18 protein-coding genes are annotated in these 16482 nt (G+C 46.7%); 8 read left to right on the top strand and 10 right to left on the bottom strand.

Annotation, left to right across the window (positions count from 1 at the left end):
• Positions 1–36 precede the first annotated feature (36 nt).
• The 8 genes from ABYK60_RS14405 to ccoN all read right to left on the bottom strand — a co-directional run bounded on the left by ABYK60_RS14405 (position 37) and on the right by ccoN (position 7140).
• On the bottom strand, positions 37–732 hold the full coding sequence (locus ABYK60_RS14405) for a sulfite exporter TauE/SafE family protein (protein WP_372872717.1): 696 nt from the start codon (positions 730–732) through the stop codon (positions 37–39).
• Positions 729–938 (bottom strand): cbb3-type cytochrome oxidase assembly protein CcoS, encoded by a 210-nt coding sequence (ccoS, locus tag ABYK60_RS14400; RefSeq protein WP_372872716.1) that lies wholly within the window; start codon positions 936–938, stop codon positions 729–731. The genes ABYK60_RS14405 and ccoS overlap by 4 nt, the downstream gene beginning before the upstream one ends.
• Positions 935–3322: a heavy metal translocating P-type ATPase gene (locus tag ABYK60_RS14395; RefSeq protein WP_372872715.1), complete on the bottom strand. Its 2388-nt coding sequence runs from the start codon at positions 3320–3322 to the stop codon at positions 935–937. Before ABYK60_RS14395 ends, ccoS begins: the two co-directional genes overlap by 4 nt.
• 7 nt (positions 3323–3329) lie before the next feature.
• Positions 3330–3809 (bottom strand): FixH family protein, encoded by a 480-nt coding sequence (locus ABYK60_RS14390; RefSeq protein WP_372872714.1) that lies wholly within the window; start codon positions 3807–3809, stop codon positions 3330–3332.
• A 113-nt stretch (positions 3810–3922) separates the two neighbouring features.
• Complete coding sequence (ccoP, locus tag ABYK60_RS14385; RefSeq protein WP_372872727.1) at positions 3923–4894, bottom strand: cytochrome-c oxidase, cbb3-type subunit III; 972 nt, start codon at positions 4892–4894, stop codon at positions 3923–3925.
• Positions 4895–4899: 5 nt separating this feature from the next.
• Entirely contained in the window at positions 4900–5073 is a 174-nt protein-coding gene (locus ABYK60_RS14380) for a cbb3-type cytochrome oxidase subunit 3 (protein ID WP_372872713.1), read from the bottom strand.
• 12 nt (positions 5074–5085) lie between these two features.
• Positions 5086–5691, bottom strand: coding sequence for a cytochrome-c oxidase, cbb3-type subunit II (ccoO, locus tag ABYK60_RS14375; RefSeq protein ID WP_372872712.1), 606 nt, complete (start codon positions 5689–5691; stop codon positions 5086–5088).
• Positions 5692–5703: 12 nt separating this feature from the next.
• Positions 5704–7140, bottom strand: a complete 1437-nt coding sequence (ccoN, locus tag ABYK60_RS14370; RefSeq protein WP_372872711.1) for a cytochrome-c oxidase, cbb3-type subunit I — start codon at positions 7138–7140, stop codon at positions 5704–5706.
• Between the two features lie 263 nt (positions 7141–7403).
• On the opposite strand from ccoN, the gene ABYK60_RS14365 reads away from it, so the two are divergent.
• The gene (locus tag ABYK60_RS14365) at positions 7404–7862 is read left to right on the top strand and encodes a hypothetical protein (RefSeq protein WP_372872710.1); all 459 of its coding nucleotides are present in this window, start codon (positions 7404–7406) and stop codon (positions 7860–7862) included.
• Between the two features lie 7 nt (positions 7863–7869).
• On the opposite strand, the gene ABYK60_RS14360 is transcribed toward ABYK60_RS14365, so the two are convergent.
• Both ABYK60_RS14360 and ABYK60_RS14355 read right to left on the bottom strand, forming a co-directional pair.
• Entirely contained in the window at positions 7870–9441 is a 1572-nt protein-coding gene (locus tag ABYK60_RS14360) for a DUF3369 domain-containing protein (protein WP_372872709.1), read from the bottom strand.
• Between the two features lie 854 nt (positions 9442–10295).
• A complete protein-coding gene (locus ABYK60_RS14355) occupies positions 10296–10454 on the bottom strand; it encodes a hypothetical protein (protein ID WP_372872708.1) in 159 nt (52 codons plus the stop codon).
• Between the two features lie 189 nt (positions 10455–10643).
• Between ABYK60_RS14355 and ABYK60_RS14350 the strand changes: the two genes are divergently transcribed.
• The 7 genes from ABYK60_RS14350 to ABYK60_RS14320 all read left to right on the top strand — a co-directional run bounded on the left by ABYK60_RS14350 (position 10644) and on the right by ABYK60_RS14320 (position 16302).
• The gene (locus ABYK60_RS14350) at positions 10644–10853 is read left to right on the top strand and encodes a hypothetical protein (protein ID WP_372872707.1); all 210 of its coding nucleotides are present in this window, start codon (positions 10644–10646) and stop codon (positions 10851–10853) included.
• Positions 10850–12082: a replication initiation factor domain-containing protein gene (locus ABYK60_RS14345; protein WP_372872706.1), complete on the top strand. Its 1233-nt coding sequence runs from the start codon at positions 10850–10852 to the stop codon at positions 12080–12082. The genes ABYK60_RS14350 and ABYK60_RS14345 overlap by 4 nt, the downstream gene beginning before the upstream one ends.
• 3 nt (positions 12083–12085) lie before the next feature.
• Positions 12086–12505, top strand: coding sequence for a hypothetical protein (locus ABYK60_RS14340; protein ID WP_372872705.1), 420 nt, complete (start codon positions 12086–12088; stop codon positions 12503–12505).
• Positions 12506–12768: 263 nt separating this feature from the next.
• On the top strand, positions 12769–12972 hold the full coding sequence (locus ABYK60_RS14335) for a hypothetical protein (RefSeq protein ID WP_372872704.1): 204 nt from the start codon (positions 12769–12771) through the stop codon (positions 12970–12972).
• 96 nt (positions 12973–13068) lie between these two features.
• The gene (locus ABYK60_RS14330) at positions 13069–14574 is read left to right on the top strand and encodes a hypothetical protein (RefSeq protein ID WP_372872703.1); all 1506 of its coding nucleotides are present in this window, start codon (positions 13069–13071) and stop codon (positions 14572–14574) included.
• Positions 14567–14974, top strand: a complete 408-nt coding sequence (locus ABYK60_RS14325) for a hypothetical protein (protein WP_372872702.1) — start codon at positions 14567–14569, stop codon at positions 14972–14974. The genes ABYK60_RS14330 and ABYK60_RS14325 overlap by 8 nt, the downstream gene beginning before the upstream one ends.
• The gene (locus ABYK60_RS14320; protein ID WP_372872701.1) at positions 14974–16302 is read left to right on the top strand and encodes a zonular occludens toxin domain-containing protein; all 1329 of its coding nucleotides are present in this window, start codon (positions 14974–14976) and stop codon (positions 16300–16302) included. The genes ABYK60_RS14325 and ABYK60_RS14320 overlap by 1 nt, the downstream gene beginning before the upstream one ends.
• Positions 16303–16482: the final 180 nt, after the last annotated feature.

Below are 16482 nucleotides of genomic sequence, written 5' to 3'. Positions count from 1 at the left end.
TATTAACGACATGTTAACTCAAATGCACTTCTCGGGCTAGCCAAGCTGAGCGACACCAATATATAGAGTTTGCAGCCCAAAGGCTACGAGAAGGCCCCCACTGAACAAACGCATGGTGCGATTTTGCAACCAATTGGCAAGTGTCTTCGCCGCAACGCCTGCACTAAGCAGTGCCGGTAGCGTGCCGAGACCAAAAAACAGCATAATCAGGGCACCCTGAAGCGCACTGCCACTTGCTACTGACCAGGTGAGGGTAGAATAAACCAGACCACAGGGAAGCCAGCCCCACACTGCGCCAGCACTGAAGGACTTAAGCTTTGTATCCAAAGGCAGCATTCGTCTGCCGATGGGCTCAAGCCGCCTCCATAGTACCCGACCCAAGTGTTCAAGTGCCGTCACTCCGGCCCAGATTTTGGCAATGTAAAGGCCAAGAACAACCATCATAATGCCGGCAACGAAACGCATTACCAGCAGCAACGACTGGGCATCAAACAAAAACGCAAGGCCACCGGTAAGGCCGCCTGCCAGTGCTCCCGCCAGACTGTAACTGCCAATACGGCCAAGGTTGTAAGCGACAAGAAAGCCGAGTCTATGGGAAAGGGGGTTTTGATGGCGCTGGGGCGCCGGGATCTGGCTGGAAAAGGCGCCTATCAGGCCGCCACACATACCAAAACAGTGACCAGTCCCCATTAAACCAACCAGCAGAGCACCCAGCAGGTTGTATTCCATCACTGGGATTCCGCTTTGCTGTCTTTGTTAGAGGGATTGTCGCCGTGAGCTTTGGCGGCTTTGTTGGGTTTGTCTTCATCAAACAGGATGGAAGAACCCTGGCGGTTTAAATCGTCAAACTGCTCAGAGCGTACTGCCCAGAAAAACACGCCAACGGCAATAAGCACAAACAACATGGCAATAGGAATAAGTACGTAAATTATGCTCATGGCTTTAACCTCAGCAGCCTTAAACTGTTACCAACCACTATCAATGAGCTGGCAGACATGCCGATAGCGGCAATATATGGCACCACATGGCCGGTAACGGCGAGGGGCAGAATAAACACATTGTAACCCAGAGCCCAGGCCAAATTCTGCCGGATAATACGATTGGTGCTTCGGGCAATGGTCACGGCATCGATAAAGCGGCTAAGGTGATCGCCAAGCAAAATCAGGTCGGCGCTGTTCTTCGCGACCGCGCTGCCGCTGCCCATGGCAACCGACAAATCGGCGCCGGCGAGCACAGGGGCATCGTTGATGCCATCGCCAAACATGGCCACGACCTTGCCTTCGCAGCGATGTTTTTCGATAAAGGCAAGCTTATCCGCAGGTTTAAGGCCGCCATGTACATCGTTGACTCCCAGGGTGTTGGCCACATTGCTAAGGTGCAACGAGGTGTCACCACTGGCAATACTGACGCCAAGACCGGATGCACGCAGAGTATCTAAGGTGTGCTTGGCATCGTCCCTGAGTTTGTCCTGAATTTCAAAGGCTGCGATAAGACCAGTGTCATTGCCAAGGTAGACCCATTGGCCTGTGAGTTCGCTTGCGCCTGCAACCTTTAGATATTCGCCACTGCCAATGTAATAACGGCTGCCATCAATCAAGCCGGAGACACCAAAACCCACCTGGGTAGCAGGTTCTGCCGCGCTGAATTGAGTGGGGAACTGGCTGAACAGTTTTGCGATGGGGTGGAGCGAGCCTTTTTCTAGCGCCGAGGCAATGGCAAGTGCCTGCTCTTTATCCATTTTTGAGAAGAGTTTTACCTCCCCAAGGCTGAAATGGCCGCAGGTCAGGGTGCCTGTTTTGTCAAACACCACATGGTTTAGCCTCGGCAGCTTTTCAAATACGCTGCCGTTTCTTGAAATAATCCCAAGGCGGGTGAAAAGTCCGGTTGCACAGGTCACCGCAGTAGGCGTTGCCAGCGCCAGGGCGCAGGGGCAGGTGGCCACAAGCACCGACAGAGTGACCCAAAAGGCATCTTCCGGGGCGAACTGACGCCACACCACATAGGTAACGGCAGCAATGGTCAGAATAGTGGCAGAGAAATATCGGGCTAACTTATCAGCGGTAAGGGCAATTGCCGGTTTGGCATTGGAGGCCATTTCCTGCAGGCGAATAATCTCTGCGACCAGCTGATCTTGCCCTGTTGCCGTTACCTTAACCTTAAGCGGCTGCTCCAGATTTATGGTTCCGGCATATACTTCAGCTCCAATGCCTTTTGAAACTGGCAACTGCTCGCCGGTGAGCATGGACTCATTAACGCCTGACAGACCATCGACTATCAGACCATCGGCGGCAATCACATCCCCAGGGCTCACCAAAATAACATCGCCGACAGCAAGCTTTTTGGCTGGAATTTCTTCAACACCTGCGTCAGTCACCCGACTTGCGGTTAAAGGTACCAATTTATGCAGGTTGCTGGAGCTGACCGATGCCTTTTGGCGGGCATTTTGTTCAAAATAGCGCCCCAGCAGCAAAAAGAAGGTGAACATGGATACCGATTCGAAGTACACCTCGCCCGTGCCATTGATAGTGGCAACGCAGCTTGCGATATAGGCACCACAAATGGCGATAGAGACAGACACATCCATATTCAGCTTGCCGCTGAGAATGGCCCGAATGGCACTGAAGTAGAAGGGTTGGGCCGAATAAAACACCACAGGTGCGGCGAAAATCATACTGACCCAGCGGAAATAATCACGAAACTCGGTTTCAAGGTCGGTGAAGTAGCCTGCGTAAAGGGCGAGGGCAAACATCATCACCTGCATGGTGGCAAAGCCTGCCAGTCCAAGCCTCAGTAAAAAACGGCGACTACTGCGCTTGGCAACCACTTCCTGATCGTCAAGCTGAAATGGCGCGGCTGAATAGCCAATCCTGCCGATGGCAGACAGCAATTCACTCAGTTTGATTTTGCCGGGTTGCCAGCGGATAAAGGCGCGCTGGGTGGTGGAGTTAACCTGAATGCGCTCAACACCCTCAACATGTTGCAGCTTATGTTCAATTAACCAGGCACAGGCAGCGCAGGTAATACCATCGATACTCAGGGTCACTTCATCCAGGCCATCCCGGCCGTGCACAAAGTCCTGTTGTACTTCCGGCAGGTCGTAGGCGCTGTAATGATTCAGGCTTTCAGGCACCAGTGCAGTTTGACGACTGCCAGGTTCAGTACGGTATTTGTAGTAGGACAGCAGACCCGCATCGACAATGGCCTGAGACACGGCCTGACAGCCGGGGCAACACATAGTTTCATCGTTGCCATCAATGCGGGTAATAAATTGATTACCGGTCAGAACCGGCTCATTGCAGTGGAAACACGGTTGCTGTGACATATCTGACTCAATTCAGCCAGTGCTCTTTGCCCTCAGCAAGTTCCAGACGTTTTTGCAGACGCCACTTGCCGTCGAAACTTTCGATACGCACTTCCCAGAAACCGGAAATCTCTTTCTCAGGACTGATACGATACAACCCGGATGCGTCCTGGGTCAGCATCTTATCGAAGTCGCGCTCGGCAATAGTGGGGTGATAGAAATGAGTATCGAGTGCGGCGGCATAAGCTGGCCCCCCGTGCTGCTCAAGGGTGATGCTGCCATCTTTAACAGTGACTAAAAACTGCATACCCAATTGGCGGGCATATTGAATTTTCGACAGGTCCATATTGATGGCCTTGCCTTTTTTGTAATATTCCTCGGCAACCAATGAGTCTGAGTTATCCAGAGCGATTTTGAAAGTAGCTAAACTCGCCACTACCGCGCACAAAGGCAGGATTATTAAAAACCAGGGCCAGAACTGCTTATACCAGGCTTGCTGCTCGCTCATTGACTAATACCATCGAAAAATAAAGTGGCGATATTCTATCGCCAAATGTATGAGTTATCACTTAAAAAAAGGCCCCGATTTACTATCGGGGCCTGCTTTTATGCGACGTTTTTTTACTTGTTTGACAAGCTGTAAACGTAGGCGGCGATTACGTGAACTTTTTCTTCACCCAGCACGTCTTTCCATGCTGGCATCACGCCACTGCGACCATACTTGATTGACTCAGTGATCTGACCATCACTTGAACCGTAAAGCCAGATATTGTCAGTCAGGTTAGGCGCGCCCATGAGTTTGTTACCCTTGGCGTCCATACCGTGACAGGCGAAACAGCCCTTCATGAAGGAACCCTGACCTTGAGCGGCCAGTGCAGCGTCATGTTCAGTGCCACCCAACTGGTGCAGATAAGCAACAAGACCGGGGATCTCGCTGTCATCAATCGGCAGACCGCCTTTTGGAGGCATCATACCGCGACGACCGTTCATGATGCTGGTCTTGATTTCGGCCAGTGAGCCACCATACAACCAGTCACCATCAGTCAGGTTAGGGAAGCCAAGGCTACCGCGGGCATCAGAGCCGTGACACTGAGAACAGTTCTGCAGGAACAGACGACCGCCCACTTTCAGTGCTTCAGGATCTTTTGCCAGTTCTTCCAGAGGGGTTTCAGCAAACTTCTTGAAGATAGGGCCGAACTTGTCGTCAGCAGCCTTAACTTCCTGATCGTACTGAACCCAGCGGCCTTCTTTGGATGCGTTCTCAATCGCAGCCTTGGAGTCCGCTTTGATACCTTCTTCGGTACCAATGCTCTGGTTAGAGCTGGTCCACCCCAGGAAACCCTTGTAGTTACCAAGACCTGGGTATGCCAGCAGATAAACCACACCAAACACGATAGTGATGTAGAACATATAGCTCCACCACTTTGGCAGTGGGTTGTTCAGCTCTTCGATACCATCGAAGCTGTGACCCATTGACTCGCCTTCTTTGATATCAGGCGTCGTGTTCTTGGAACAGATCTTCAGCAGCACGAAGCAGCCTACAATCACCAGAATTGTGAGTATGCTAATCCACATACTCCAGAAGTTACTCATCAACATTATTTTTGCTCTCCTGAGTCCTTCATTTCCTGGTGCTCTTCATCAGAGAACACCAGGTTAGCCGCCTCGTCGAATTGCTTTTTGCGACGGGAGCTATAAGCCCAAGCAAATATACCGACGAAGGTCAGCATTACAACGATGGTAACGAGTCCGTGTAATGTGCCGTAATCCATATAGTTGCCTCCTTATTTGAGTGCGTGTCCCAGAGACTGCAGATACGCAATGATGGCTTCCATCTCAGTCTTGCCTTCTACAGCTTTCTGAGCGTTGGCGATGTCATCATCGGTATAAGGAACACCAAACCCGCGGAAAACTTCCATTTTCTGTGCTGTCAACTTGCCATCAAGCGTGTTTTCTGACAGCCATGGGAAGCCAGGCATGTTTGATTGAGGAACCACAGCGCGAGGATCGATGAGATGAACTTCGTGCCATTTGTCGCTGTAACGACCACCCACACGGGCCAGATCCGGACCGGTACGCTTGGAGCCCCACTGGAATGGGTGATCCCAAACAGACTCACCGGCAACAGAGTAGTGACCGTAACGTTCAGTCTCTGCACGCAGAGGACGGATCATCTGGCTGTGACAGTTATAGCAACCTTCACGGATGTAAATGTCGCGGCCTTCAAGCTCGAGGGCAGTGTAAGGACGCAGGCCCTTAACTGGCTCAGTGGTATCTTTTTGGAACAGCAGCGGCGTGATCTGTACCAGACCACCGATGCTGATCACCAGCACGGTGAAGATACCGAGCAAACCGATGTTCTTCTCTATTAATTCGTGATTGAATTTCATCGTGTCTACTCCTTATGCAGCTTTGGCTTCAGTCAGCGCAGGCAGTGAATCTTTTGGCGCTTTAACGGTGCGATACACGTTATAGGCCATGATCAGCATGCCGGTTACGAAGAAGCAGCCGCCCAGGAAGCGAACGAAGTAGAACGGATACGAGGCTTCCAGACTTTCAACGAAGCTGTAGGTCAGGGTGCCGTCAGAGTTAACTGCACGCCACATCAGACCCTGCATCACACCCGAGATCCACATAGCAACGATGTACAGCACTGTGCCGATAGTTGCCAGCCAGAAGTGTACGTTTACCAGAGAGGTAGAGTACATACGGCCGTGATTGAACAGGTTAGGGATCAGGTGGTACAGAGAACCGATAGATACCATGGCAACCCAACCCAGTGCGCCTGAGTGTACGTGACCAACGGTCCAGTCAGTGTAGTGAGACAGTGCGTTCACTGTCTTGATGGCCATCATCGGACCTTCGAAGGTAGACATACCGTAGAAGGACAAAGAAACCACCAGGAAGCGCAGAACTGGGTCAGTACGCAGCTTATGCCATGCGCCTGACAGAGTCATGATGCCGTTGATCATACCGCCCCAAGAAGGTGCGAACAGGATCAGAGACATCACCATACCCAGAGACTGAGTCCAGTCGGGCAGGGCAGTGTAATGCAGGTGGTGAGGACCAGCCCAGATGTAGAGTGCAATCAGTGCCCAGAAGTGCACGATGGACAGGCGATAAGAATACACTGGTCGGCCAGCTTGTTTAGGCACGAAGTAGTACATCATACCCAGGAAGCCTGCGGTCAGCAGGAAGCCTACGGCGTTGTGACCATACCACCACTGAACCATAGCATCCACGGCGCCGGCATAAATAGAGTAAGACTTCCACAGGCTAACAGGTACAGCCATGGAATTTACAATGTGCAGCACAGCAACGGTGATGATAAAGGCGCCGAAGAACCAGTTCGCAACATAAATGTGCGAGGTCTTACGCTTGATAATAGTGCCAAAGAACACGATAGCGTAACTCACCCAAACAACGGCGATGGCGATATCGATTGGCCATTCCAGTTCTGCATACTCTTTACCGCTGGTGATACCCAGAGGCAGAGTGATAGCTGCAGAAAGAATGATTGCTTGCCAACCCCAGAAGGTGAATGACGCCAGAGCGGGCGCAAACAAACGGGTTTGACAGGTACGTTGAACAACATAGTACGAGGTGGCAAAAAGCGCTGAGGTACCGAACGCGAAGATAACCGCATTGGTGTGCAACGGCCGCAAGCGGCTATAAGTCAACCAAGGCGTATCAAAGTTCAGCTGTGGCCAGATCAACTGAGCCGCAATAAGTACACCGACGGTCATACCAACAATGCCCCACAAAACTGTAGTAAGGGCGAATTGGCGCACGACAGTGTAATTGTAATCAGCGCCGGTAGGCTGGGAATGGTTCATCATAGTGCTTCCACTGCTTATTACTTTTACTTGTAATGTGAGTAAAGACGAGCTTTACCGGTTTATTATCATGACAGTTAACGCTCTCCCTACCGGGCAAAATGCCAACTGTCAATATTTGTACCCGCACTTTTGTCACCAGAAGTGAGGCTTTGCAATGATACTTGAGCTGCGTCAAAAAAGATACCTGACCCGGGATAGCTTTGTTGATCTGGATCAAGCCCAGCAATAGAATGTTAACGTATTGCAGCATAAGGTGAATTGTTGTGCTAGGTAAACGTTTCCGTATCATGATTTGCGCTTTGTTAATCCCGTTTATTGGTTCGGGATGTGATCAGAGTCAAAAAACATCACAAACGCATTTTGACAGCAATGATCTATGTGACTTTCACCAAGGTGCGTGCCAACTAATGCTTGACGAAAACATAGTCGAACTTTCGATTACGCCAGCAGACGCCCCCAGCGAAAAACCACTGATATTCCAACTAAAAATATCTGACACATTGCGCATCACAGAAAGTGTTATTGAAGGCCGAGACATGTTTATGGGCATTATCCCGCTGAATTGGCAAAAGAGGGGCGAAAACCTATATCAGTCTTCAGTAATATATGGGAGTTGTGCCAGTGGCTATATGGTCTGGCGACTGAAAATCACCTTCATTAACGATAAAGGCCTGACTAAGCAGGCCTGGTTCGACTTTTTAGCCGACAATAACTCAGACTGATGTTAATTTAGGCCGTATCTTTCCAGCATTCTTTTATCGCAACGAATGTGTCGATATGTTCTATAAACAAGGCTAACAAAGTTGGATCAAAATGAGTTCCCGAACAGCGATTCATTTCCTCCAATACTTGATCCAATGGCCAGGCTTCTTTGTAACAGCGTGAATGTGAAAGGGCATCAAAAACATCTGCTATGGCGACAATGCGTGAGTAAACATGAATTGCATCACCAGCTAACCCCGCAGGATAACCACTGCCATCGAACTTTTCATGATGCTGCAGTGAAATGGTTGCTGCGGCATTTAGAATAGGGCGTTCAGAATTGGCCAGAATTTGATGTCCTATCACCGGATGTTGACGCATTATCTGCCACTCTTCATTATCCAGCTTGGCTGGCTTTAACAATACTGCGTCAGGAATAGCGATTTTACCAATATCATGCATTGGAGCGGCACGTTTCAACAGATCTGCCTCATAATCTGAAAGCCCCGCAAGCAGGGCAAGATCATAGCAATAGGCCGCCATACGTTTTACGTGATTTGCAGCTTCTTTTGAACGGCTTTCGACCACATCACCCAACCGCAAAATCAGTTCAGATTGAGTATCTTCAAGCTCCTTGTTTAACAATAGATTTTCGAAGGCTACCCCGACATTGATGGCGAAAATATCTATCAGCTGTTTATCCAAATCACCGATTTTATCGATACCATCCATGTATAAAAGATTTATCAACCCACTTTTGGTGGGAAAATAGCCAATGAAGCAATTTTGTTCATATAAGCATCGTTTCTGAACCAGAGCTTCTCTGAGTAGTTTTAATATTGGCGGCGCAAGTTCCCTGTCATGATGTGCAGCAAACTGGCCTGTGCCAGCCAAAATCTCAAGTTCATGAGAATCAACGTTGCCGCTGATAGCATCCATCGCATTGCAGGACAACAGAAGTGTCTCGGTATCCAGGTTCAATAAACTGGCAACTTGTGTAAGAAGGCCGTCAGCGAACTTATGTAAAGTCCTCAATTCAAACAATCCGGATGTGGCCTCAAGTACCCGTTCCAACCCTTTGCGATGATTTAACTGCGTTTGGCGTGCCTGTTCAATCTCCATGATGTCCCGGTAAGACCTCAGGGAAGAGTACACACTGGTGACCAGTTTACGGGAGTCGAGTTCCGCCTTGGCCTTGTAGTCATTAATATCGTAATTGACAATAACGTCTTCTTCCGGCGCCTGTCCGGGCTGTCCTGTTCGCAGCACTATACGCATTGTGCGGTTTTTTAGTTCTTCACGGATCCACTTAACCAACTCAAGCCCCGCATGGTCACTTTCCATGACCACATCGATAAAGGCAACGGCGACATCCTTTTCGGTGTTAAGAATTTCTTTTGCCTGCTCCCCACTATAGGCATTAATAAAGGAAAGCGAGCGGCCTTCCAATTTGAAACGCGACAGGGCCAGTTTGGTAACCGTGTGAACGTCGGGTTCATCGTCGACGATCAAGACTTTCCACGCTGGACCAGCATCTTCTGACTCAACCTTTTTCTTACCGGAAAACAGGGGGTTTTTCTTAGCCATATCAATGAGCATTAGATGACCTCTACCTATTGAGCGTATTCGTGCTGTTCCATTTCAGTGTAGTTCATCATATTCGCGCCAGCGCAAATATTGAGGTAAAAACCCTGGCATTTAATCTAGATGATAACTATTATCATCTAGGGTATTTAGTTTGAGGTAAAGGATGTATCGCTTTGAAAACTGTGAATCTCGCCATGCCGGAGTCTCTGTTGGCACGGCTAATTTACCAAGGCCATTTGTGTGCTGCAGATGTGAAGTGCCTCGACAGTGTATCTAAGCAGCAGCTGTGGCAATTGTGCCTATGGGCATGTAAAGAACGGGTTGACTGCAATAAACCAATGCAGCAGCAAGATCTAAGCACCGCAAACGACTTTGTACAAAACACAGCGCTGACATCCTGTGAGCCTGTAAAAAATCCCATCGTTAACTCAACGAGTCTTAGCGACCATTGTGACCAACGCTGCTGGCAGCAGCTCAGATTCGGTGTACCTTGATGGTGCATTGAGCCTAAGTACGCGAACAACCCAGTAGCCTCACATCTAAATGCGCACAATGTGGGTCAGCATTATGTATAAAGGCCGGTCATCGAAAATCTCTCCCGATGCCGGCCTTTTTGCATAATCTGCATTGTGCGAATTAATATACCCGTACATATTTAATAAATGGGGTTATTAGGGGTCTTCGACCCCTAATGCTAAGCCTCTGTTGGGACGCTTTTTGTCCCGACTGCTCCTGCCAGACAGCTTTTAGCGTCCTTTCATCTTGTTTTACGGCCTGACGGTCGGAGACAAAAGAAAAACCCCCGTTATGTCTTACGGGGGTTAACTCCCCGATAACACGGGGCTTCCCATTGCTTCCGCACTGAATCAGTCTTTCTTAAGTGTTTTCTTTATATCTGTTGCGCCCATTAGATCCTTCTTTGCTTCTTGTAGCATGTTGTCAAATAGGTAGTTTGCCAGCTCTGTCCATTTGATTGATATGCCTGTCTTGTAGCTGATTTCAATTGCTGCTCTTTCAAGTGCCATTTTGCGCTCCTCAGACACTCTCAGAGTCGTTGTTTTGCTACTCATGTACAGATACCCCTATCTAGTTGTGTGCGTGGATCATAGTAGATCGTGCGCATCAATGTCTAAATGTGCTTGTATACGTGTGTATGTTCGTCTATATTGTCGCTGTGTATACATCGGTACGCAGCTACAAAAGAGGGATTTTGAGTGCACACTGTCTATTTCAGCTATCAGCCAGCCAGCGATTTTGGGCAATCCAGCCCGATTTGCTGTCGTTCTTTGCTGTGGGGTGAGCAGTGGTTTTTCAGTCTTGACCAGTTGATTGAAGACCTGAAGGCTGAGGGGATGCCTTACCAGCTTATTGATGTAGATATGCTTTCAGAGATGCCATCTGAGCTGGGGCAGGGGGTCTTATGAACCTGCTTAATCGTTTCTTTCTTACCGATAAGACTGGCAAGCTTTGCACCAGTCGCCCTTTGACTCCCGATTCTGTTGTTTATGCGCCAAATGCAGCACAGCGCATTATGTCGCTGCCTTGCCTTAAGAATGACCCGACTCCGTATGTCACTCGCCTTGGCCTTATCGGTATCGACCACTTGGCTTTTTCAATGCCTTTCTCCGTTTTTCAAAAGCTGGAAGATTCAAGCTGGTCAAAGATGCCGCTTTATTCTGATTATCCTGATACCGTTGCAGGCTTTGACCAGTTCAAGGCTGATGTTCAAGCAGTTCAGCATGATAGGCTGCAACAGTTTATCACTCGCGTTCTCGGCTTTAGGGTCTGCTCTCCACGCCCTATAGGCCGTTTTTTTTATACTCATAGCTGTGAGCTTAAAGATTCGAAGCTTAAAACAACTGTCGGTTTTGTCGCCTTTGGTGGCAATAACGATACAGTTTATATCCAGATTTCAGGTAAGGGCTGTAAGTATCTTTTCAGCCACATAGACAGAGCCAGGCTCCATCATTGGCTTACATTTCTAGGTGTTCAAAGCCTTACTCGTTTAGATTTGTGCTATGACGATTTCCATGGGAATTATACATGTGACCATGCTGTTGTTGCTTACGATGATGATGGGTTTAAGCGCTTTGGCGGTGGTCGCAATCCTTCAATTGAGATTTGCACTAAGCGTTATAACAAAGAGATAGAGGGTCAGATTGTTAAGGTCGGCTCTCGCTCCAGTGCTGTTTATTGGCGCATTTATGACAAAGGAAAGGAGCAGGGCACCTCTGAAACGTGGTATCGCTCCGAAGTCGAATTGAAGGGTGTTCACGTTGATACATTGCTCAGCCCTGCTAAATATTTTGCTTCTATCTGTCCTTATGCCGCCTCTATTAACTTGGATGAAGACAGCGCTAAGCCTCTTTTGTTTAAAGCAAAAAAAGTTGCCTCAATAGAGCTTCAGTCTGGCTTGCGTTGGCTTCAGCGCCAATGTGGCCGAGCTATCTATGAACTTGCTGACTCTTGGGGCTTATCTGCTGATGAAATTCTCGTTCGTCTTGTTGCTGGTCATAAACAGAAAATAGACGAAAACAAAGAAATCAAGATAGGCGGCAAACTTTCCGCGCCTGATTATTACCGTGGTCTAATATCCACTTTTAAACACAGTGATGCGCCTGATTTTTATTCGGCCATTGTTCAAGGAGCTTAAAAAATGAAAGTCATTCAATTGATTGCTGGTGCAGTAGCTGCGAAAGGTAAAAGTAAAGGTTCAGGCCGTGAATATGAATATGGTCAGCTTCATCATCTGGTTCCCTTTATGACTTGGGAAAATGAAAATGGTCGTGCTGTTGCTTCTGGTTTTTGCACTCCTCAAAAGGGTGACACCAAACATCAACCAGTAGAATGCACTATGGATATGTTGGCGTTGGCCGAAAAATTGCCGCTACCTGCATTTCTTGAGCTTGAAATGGCTCCAAGTGAAGATGATTTCACAAAGTTGGTTTGTATTGGCATTACTGTTAAACAGTCTATACCTGTTAAATATCAGGATTTTCAGGCTATGTTTAACACTGTTTCAAAGTCCGATTCTGTATCATCTGTTAAAACTGACTCTCGTTCAGTTCAGGTTTAATTATGCAATGTGTCCTGGTAAATCCTGACGGCTCGTTAATAGCTGATTTATCTGGTTCTAACTGCCAGTTTGTTTTATTAACGCCTCAAGAATACCAGGACGCGTCTAGCCAGCAATTAATTCAAACATTGAATGATTTGTTTGAGTTTAATTTTGAATTGTTTGCTGAAATGAATGGATTTCTCCTTGTGTCGTTTCTAATTGCCCACGGCCTGGGGAGAGTAACTCGAATAATGGGCAAAAGTTGATTTAAGGTGAATGTTATGAAAAAGACTATTTATGGTTCCATGCTTGCCGCAGCTGGTGTTATTGCTTCTTCGGCTCCCGCTTTCGCTGCTGATTACACCGCTCAGATTGCAGCCGTTCAGGCTACTGCTGAGACGAATACTGGTGCTGTTGCTGGTGCTGTAATTGCTGTTGCTGCAATTGCTTTCGGCCTCGGTATTTTGGTTCGCTGGTTGAAGTAAGTTTTGCTTACTTCTATTTTGCTCGTATCGATAACTGTTTATGTCTTTGTAGAGGGTTTCAGTACGGGCATTCGTGCCAGTTAAAAGGGTTTTATTATGAAAGGGCTATTATCAATCGCTGGGCTGGTAATAGCCCTTTTTGTTTCATCTGTAAATGCGTCAATTTATGATATTGCCGATTATCAGCCGGTAGTAACTAAGCGTCAGACTCCGCTTTATTGTACGACCAATGGGACTAATCGGGTTAAGGAGTGGTTTGTTGATGGTGAGATATTAAACACTGATACAGCTACGCTTAGGTCATTAGCTACAGAGTGTGATGATTGGGCGGTTTCAGCTTGGCAAACTTCTTATTCTTCCATTGTAGGCAATTTTTGTAGATGGGGTGAGGGTACTTTTAGTTATGCTTCATCCACTTCTAAGATAAGAAAATACGGGAAAATGGCGTTTGATTATGCCATGGGCTGTACTGATGCCCGTGGTGTTTTTGATATTAGTTGGTATGTTGTGGCTTTGCCTGCTGTTGATACCCTCTCTCAATGTGAATTTCCTTATTCTTTCGGTTATGACTATAACGGTGATAACGAAGTAGATCGTTGTTATGACCCTAATTTGTTGAATGATTTGTCGAATTGTCGTGATAAATTCGGTTCTATCTTGCCTGTTTTAACAAATATTTCCACATCCGTTTGTAAGACTGACCCAGATACAGGCGCTAGATGTGGTTATACTCGCGCCGCTGGTTCTAATTCTTTTTCTTTGGATTTGGAAGCTGACTGTTTTGGTGATAATCCGCCTCCTGATTATGATGATGGTGATATTCCAGAGCCTAATACTTGTGAAAAAATGAGTTCTGATTTAATGGTTTGTGCTGCTGACCCTAATGAAAAATGCGATTTCTATACAGGTGTCTGCCAGTCAGATTGTGGATATGTTAATGACCAGTTTGTTTGCTTTAGCCCTTGCGAGGGGGCAGAGTGTGACGCCGAAGAACCTCCTGATGTGAATTGTACTTTTAATCCTTCTCACCCTTCTTGCGCTAATAAAGAACCTGATTTGCCCGAAAATTGCACTAAGTCTGGCGCGGGTATGATTTGTAAAGAAGACCCAGCAGAAAAATGCAATGAGCAAGGTATTTGTCAGGACGGCTGCGGATATATCAATGATGTGTTTGTTTGTTATAAATCAAACGATAAAGAAGGCGATTTATTCAAAGATTTGGCACCGCTAATTGATGAGCTTAAGAATTTGGGTAAAAAGTTTGATTTCACTACATCAAAACCTAAAGGCCGAGAGTCGTTTGGTTCTTTTGATTCGCTTTTTGGTGAGGCTGATTTAGCTATTATTAAAGATATGGCCTTAGATAAAAAAGATGAAGCAAATCAGCTTATAAAAAGCATTAAATCTGAATTTACTGGTATGTTTTCCGTTTCTTCTCCGTCTGGTGCTTATGAGCAAATAACATTAAATCTTTCTTACGGTACATTCAAAAGCAAGGTTTGGGAGTTTTTTCAACAAAATGTAGGTATTATTGCGGCTGCTGTTATGGCGTTTGCCTGGATGGCAGCGGCTTCTATTGTTATGGGAGGTCGTAATGATTAAGAATTTATTTATTTTCATATTTGCATTATTGCCGTTTATGGTTTTTGCTGCTGATTCACCCTCTGGTTTTTCCGGTGCTTTTCAGTCTTTGATTGATTTGGGAACCGACATGATGAATTTTGTTACTGAGGGTGTGCCAAATTTTTTTCATCGTTTAACGGCTTGGGCTTTTGAGGCAATGATTTATGTAAAGTTTTTGCTTTATGTCGAATCTGTTAAATTTTCTTGGCAAGTTGCCAAGGTCATAATTTCTGATTTGAGTATATCTAGCACTGTGATGAACTCTTTATCTGGTTTATCTCCAACTGTTAAAGCTGTTGTTGCTGATACACGTTTGATTGATGCGTTTAACGTTATTTTGAATGCTCGCATTACAGCTATGGTGATGAGGTTTATCTAATGGCCAGTATTTTTGTTCACGGTTCGCCAGGCTCATACAAAAGCGCCTCCACTCTTTGGTATGAATTATTGCCAGCTTTGAGGGAAGGGCGCTTGGTCATTACTAATATTGAGGGCTTGAAGCCCTTGGAAACGATAGAAGCGATTCTTTGTGAAAAATTCCCGTCTACTGCAAAGCTTTGGCGTGTATCAACACAGAATCCAACAGGCTTGGCTTTGATGCGTCGTTTTTGGTGTTGGGCACCTGTTGGCGCGTTTATTCTGATTGATGAAGTGCAGGGTGTTTATCCATCATCCAAAGCTGATAAAACATTTAAAATTGAGCAACTCAATAAAGTACCTGCTGTTGATATGGTTGGCTTGCCTTCTGCCTTTCTTGATGAATTTAACGCGCGTTTAGATGATGTTTCGCCAGACACGTTGGGGGAGGGTGATGTTGATGATTTGGGTATAACTGTTTTTGATGATAATGGTCATATCATTTACCCCGCTGATATTTCTGATGCGTTTAACAGGCATCGGAAATATAACTGGGATTTGGTTTACTGTACTCCTGATATTGATGAGGTTCATCCGCTTGTTCGTGGTGTTGCTGAAACCGCTTATGCATATAAACATAATGACGCTTTGGGAAAGTTGATTCCCTATTACAAGCGTCGCCCTCGTATTTATCCACATAAGCCTAGGGAGTCCGGTACTTATGTCCCAGCCAAAGCAAGCATTTTCACTCGCAAGGTTCCTACCCAAGTTTTTGCGCTCTACAAATCGACTTCAACCGGAGCAATCACTGGTCAAACAAAAGGTTCAACTCCATTCAGTGACGTCCGATTCATCGGCGTCTTGCTCATCCTTCTTGCAGTCATCATCTATTACATCTGGTTCTTTGGGATTTATGAGGCTCCCACGTTGGATGTTGACCAAAGTTCTCAGTCTGGTGAAGTGGTTAAGCAAGTTGTTGATACGTCTCTTGCTGCTTTTATTAATCCTGAAGGGAATCAAAATGCTGTTCGTGTGGTTAATGCTGTAGATGCTGTTTTGCCATATGGTTCTCATGAAATTTATGTGACTGGTGTAATAGCCAACCTTAATAAATATAGGTTTATAACTGGTCGTGATTATATTTTTGAGCTTCGTAGCTCTAGGGGCGTTTTTGCTATATCCAGTGATTTAATGCGTGATATGGGTTGGGAGTTTGAGTATCGCCATGATTGCCACGTAATAGCCTCTAATGGTTCTTCATCTGTTAATGCTTTTTGTATGCCAAATGAGGCTCGTGATTTTGTGCCTGATTCTGTTGCATCAAATCAACCAACTGTAAGTTTATTTTAACTGCGGCGCCGCAGCGCACAGCTGCGGAGCCTGAGCAAGCGAAGCGCAGCGGCGCCGCAAATGGGGTTTTATGTTAGTACCGGATTATCTGGCTAGGGTTGTTATTATTGCTGCAATTACCATTGCATTTGTTTTTGTGCATGTCATGGCCACAACGTAAGCCCCAAATGCGCACAATGT

The organism is Shewanella sp. (assembly GCF_041630135.1).
GTDB lineage: Bacteria > Pseudomonadota > Gammaproteobacteria > Enterobacterales > Shewanellaceae > Shewanella.
Note: the sequence above shows the minus strand (reverse complement) of the source record. Positions and strands in the feature narration are given on the sequence as shown.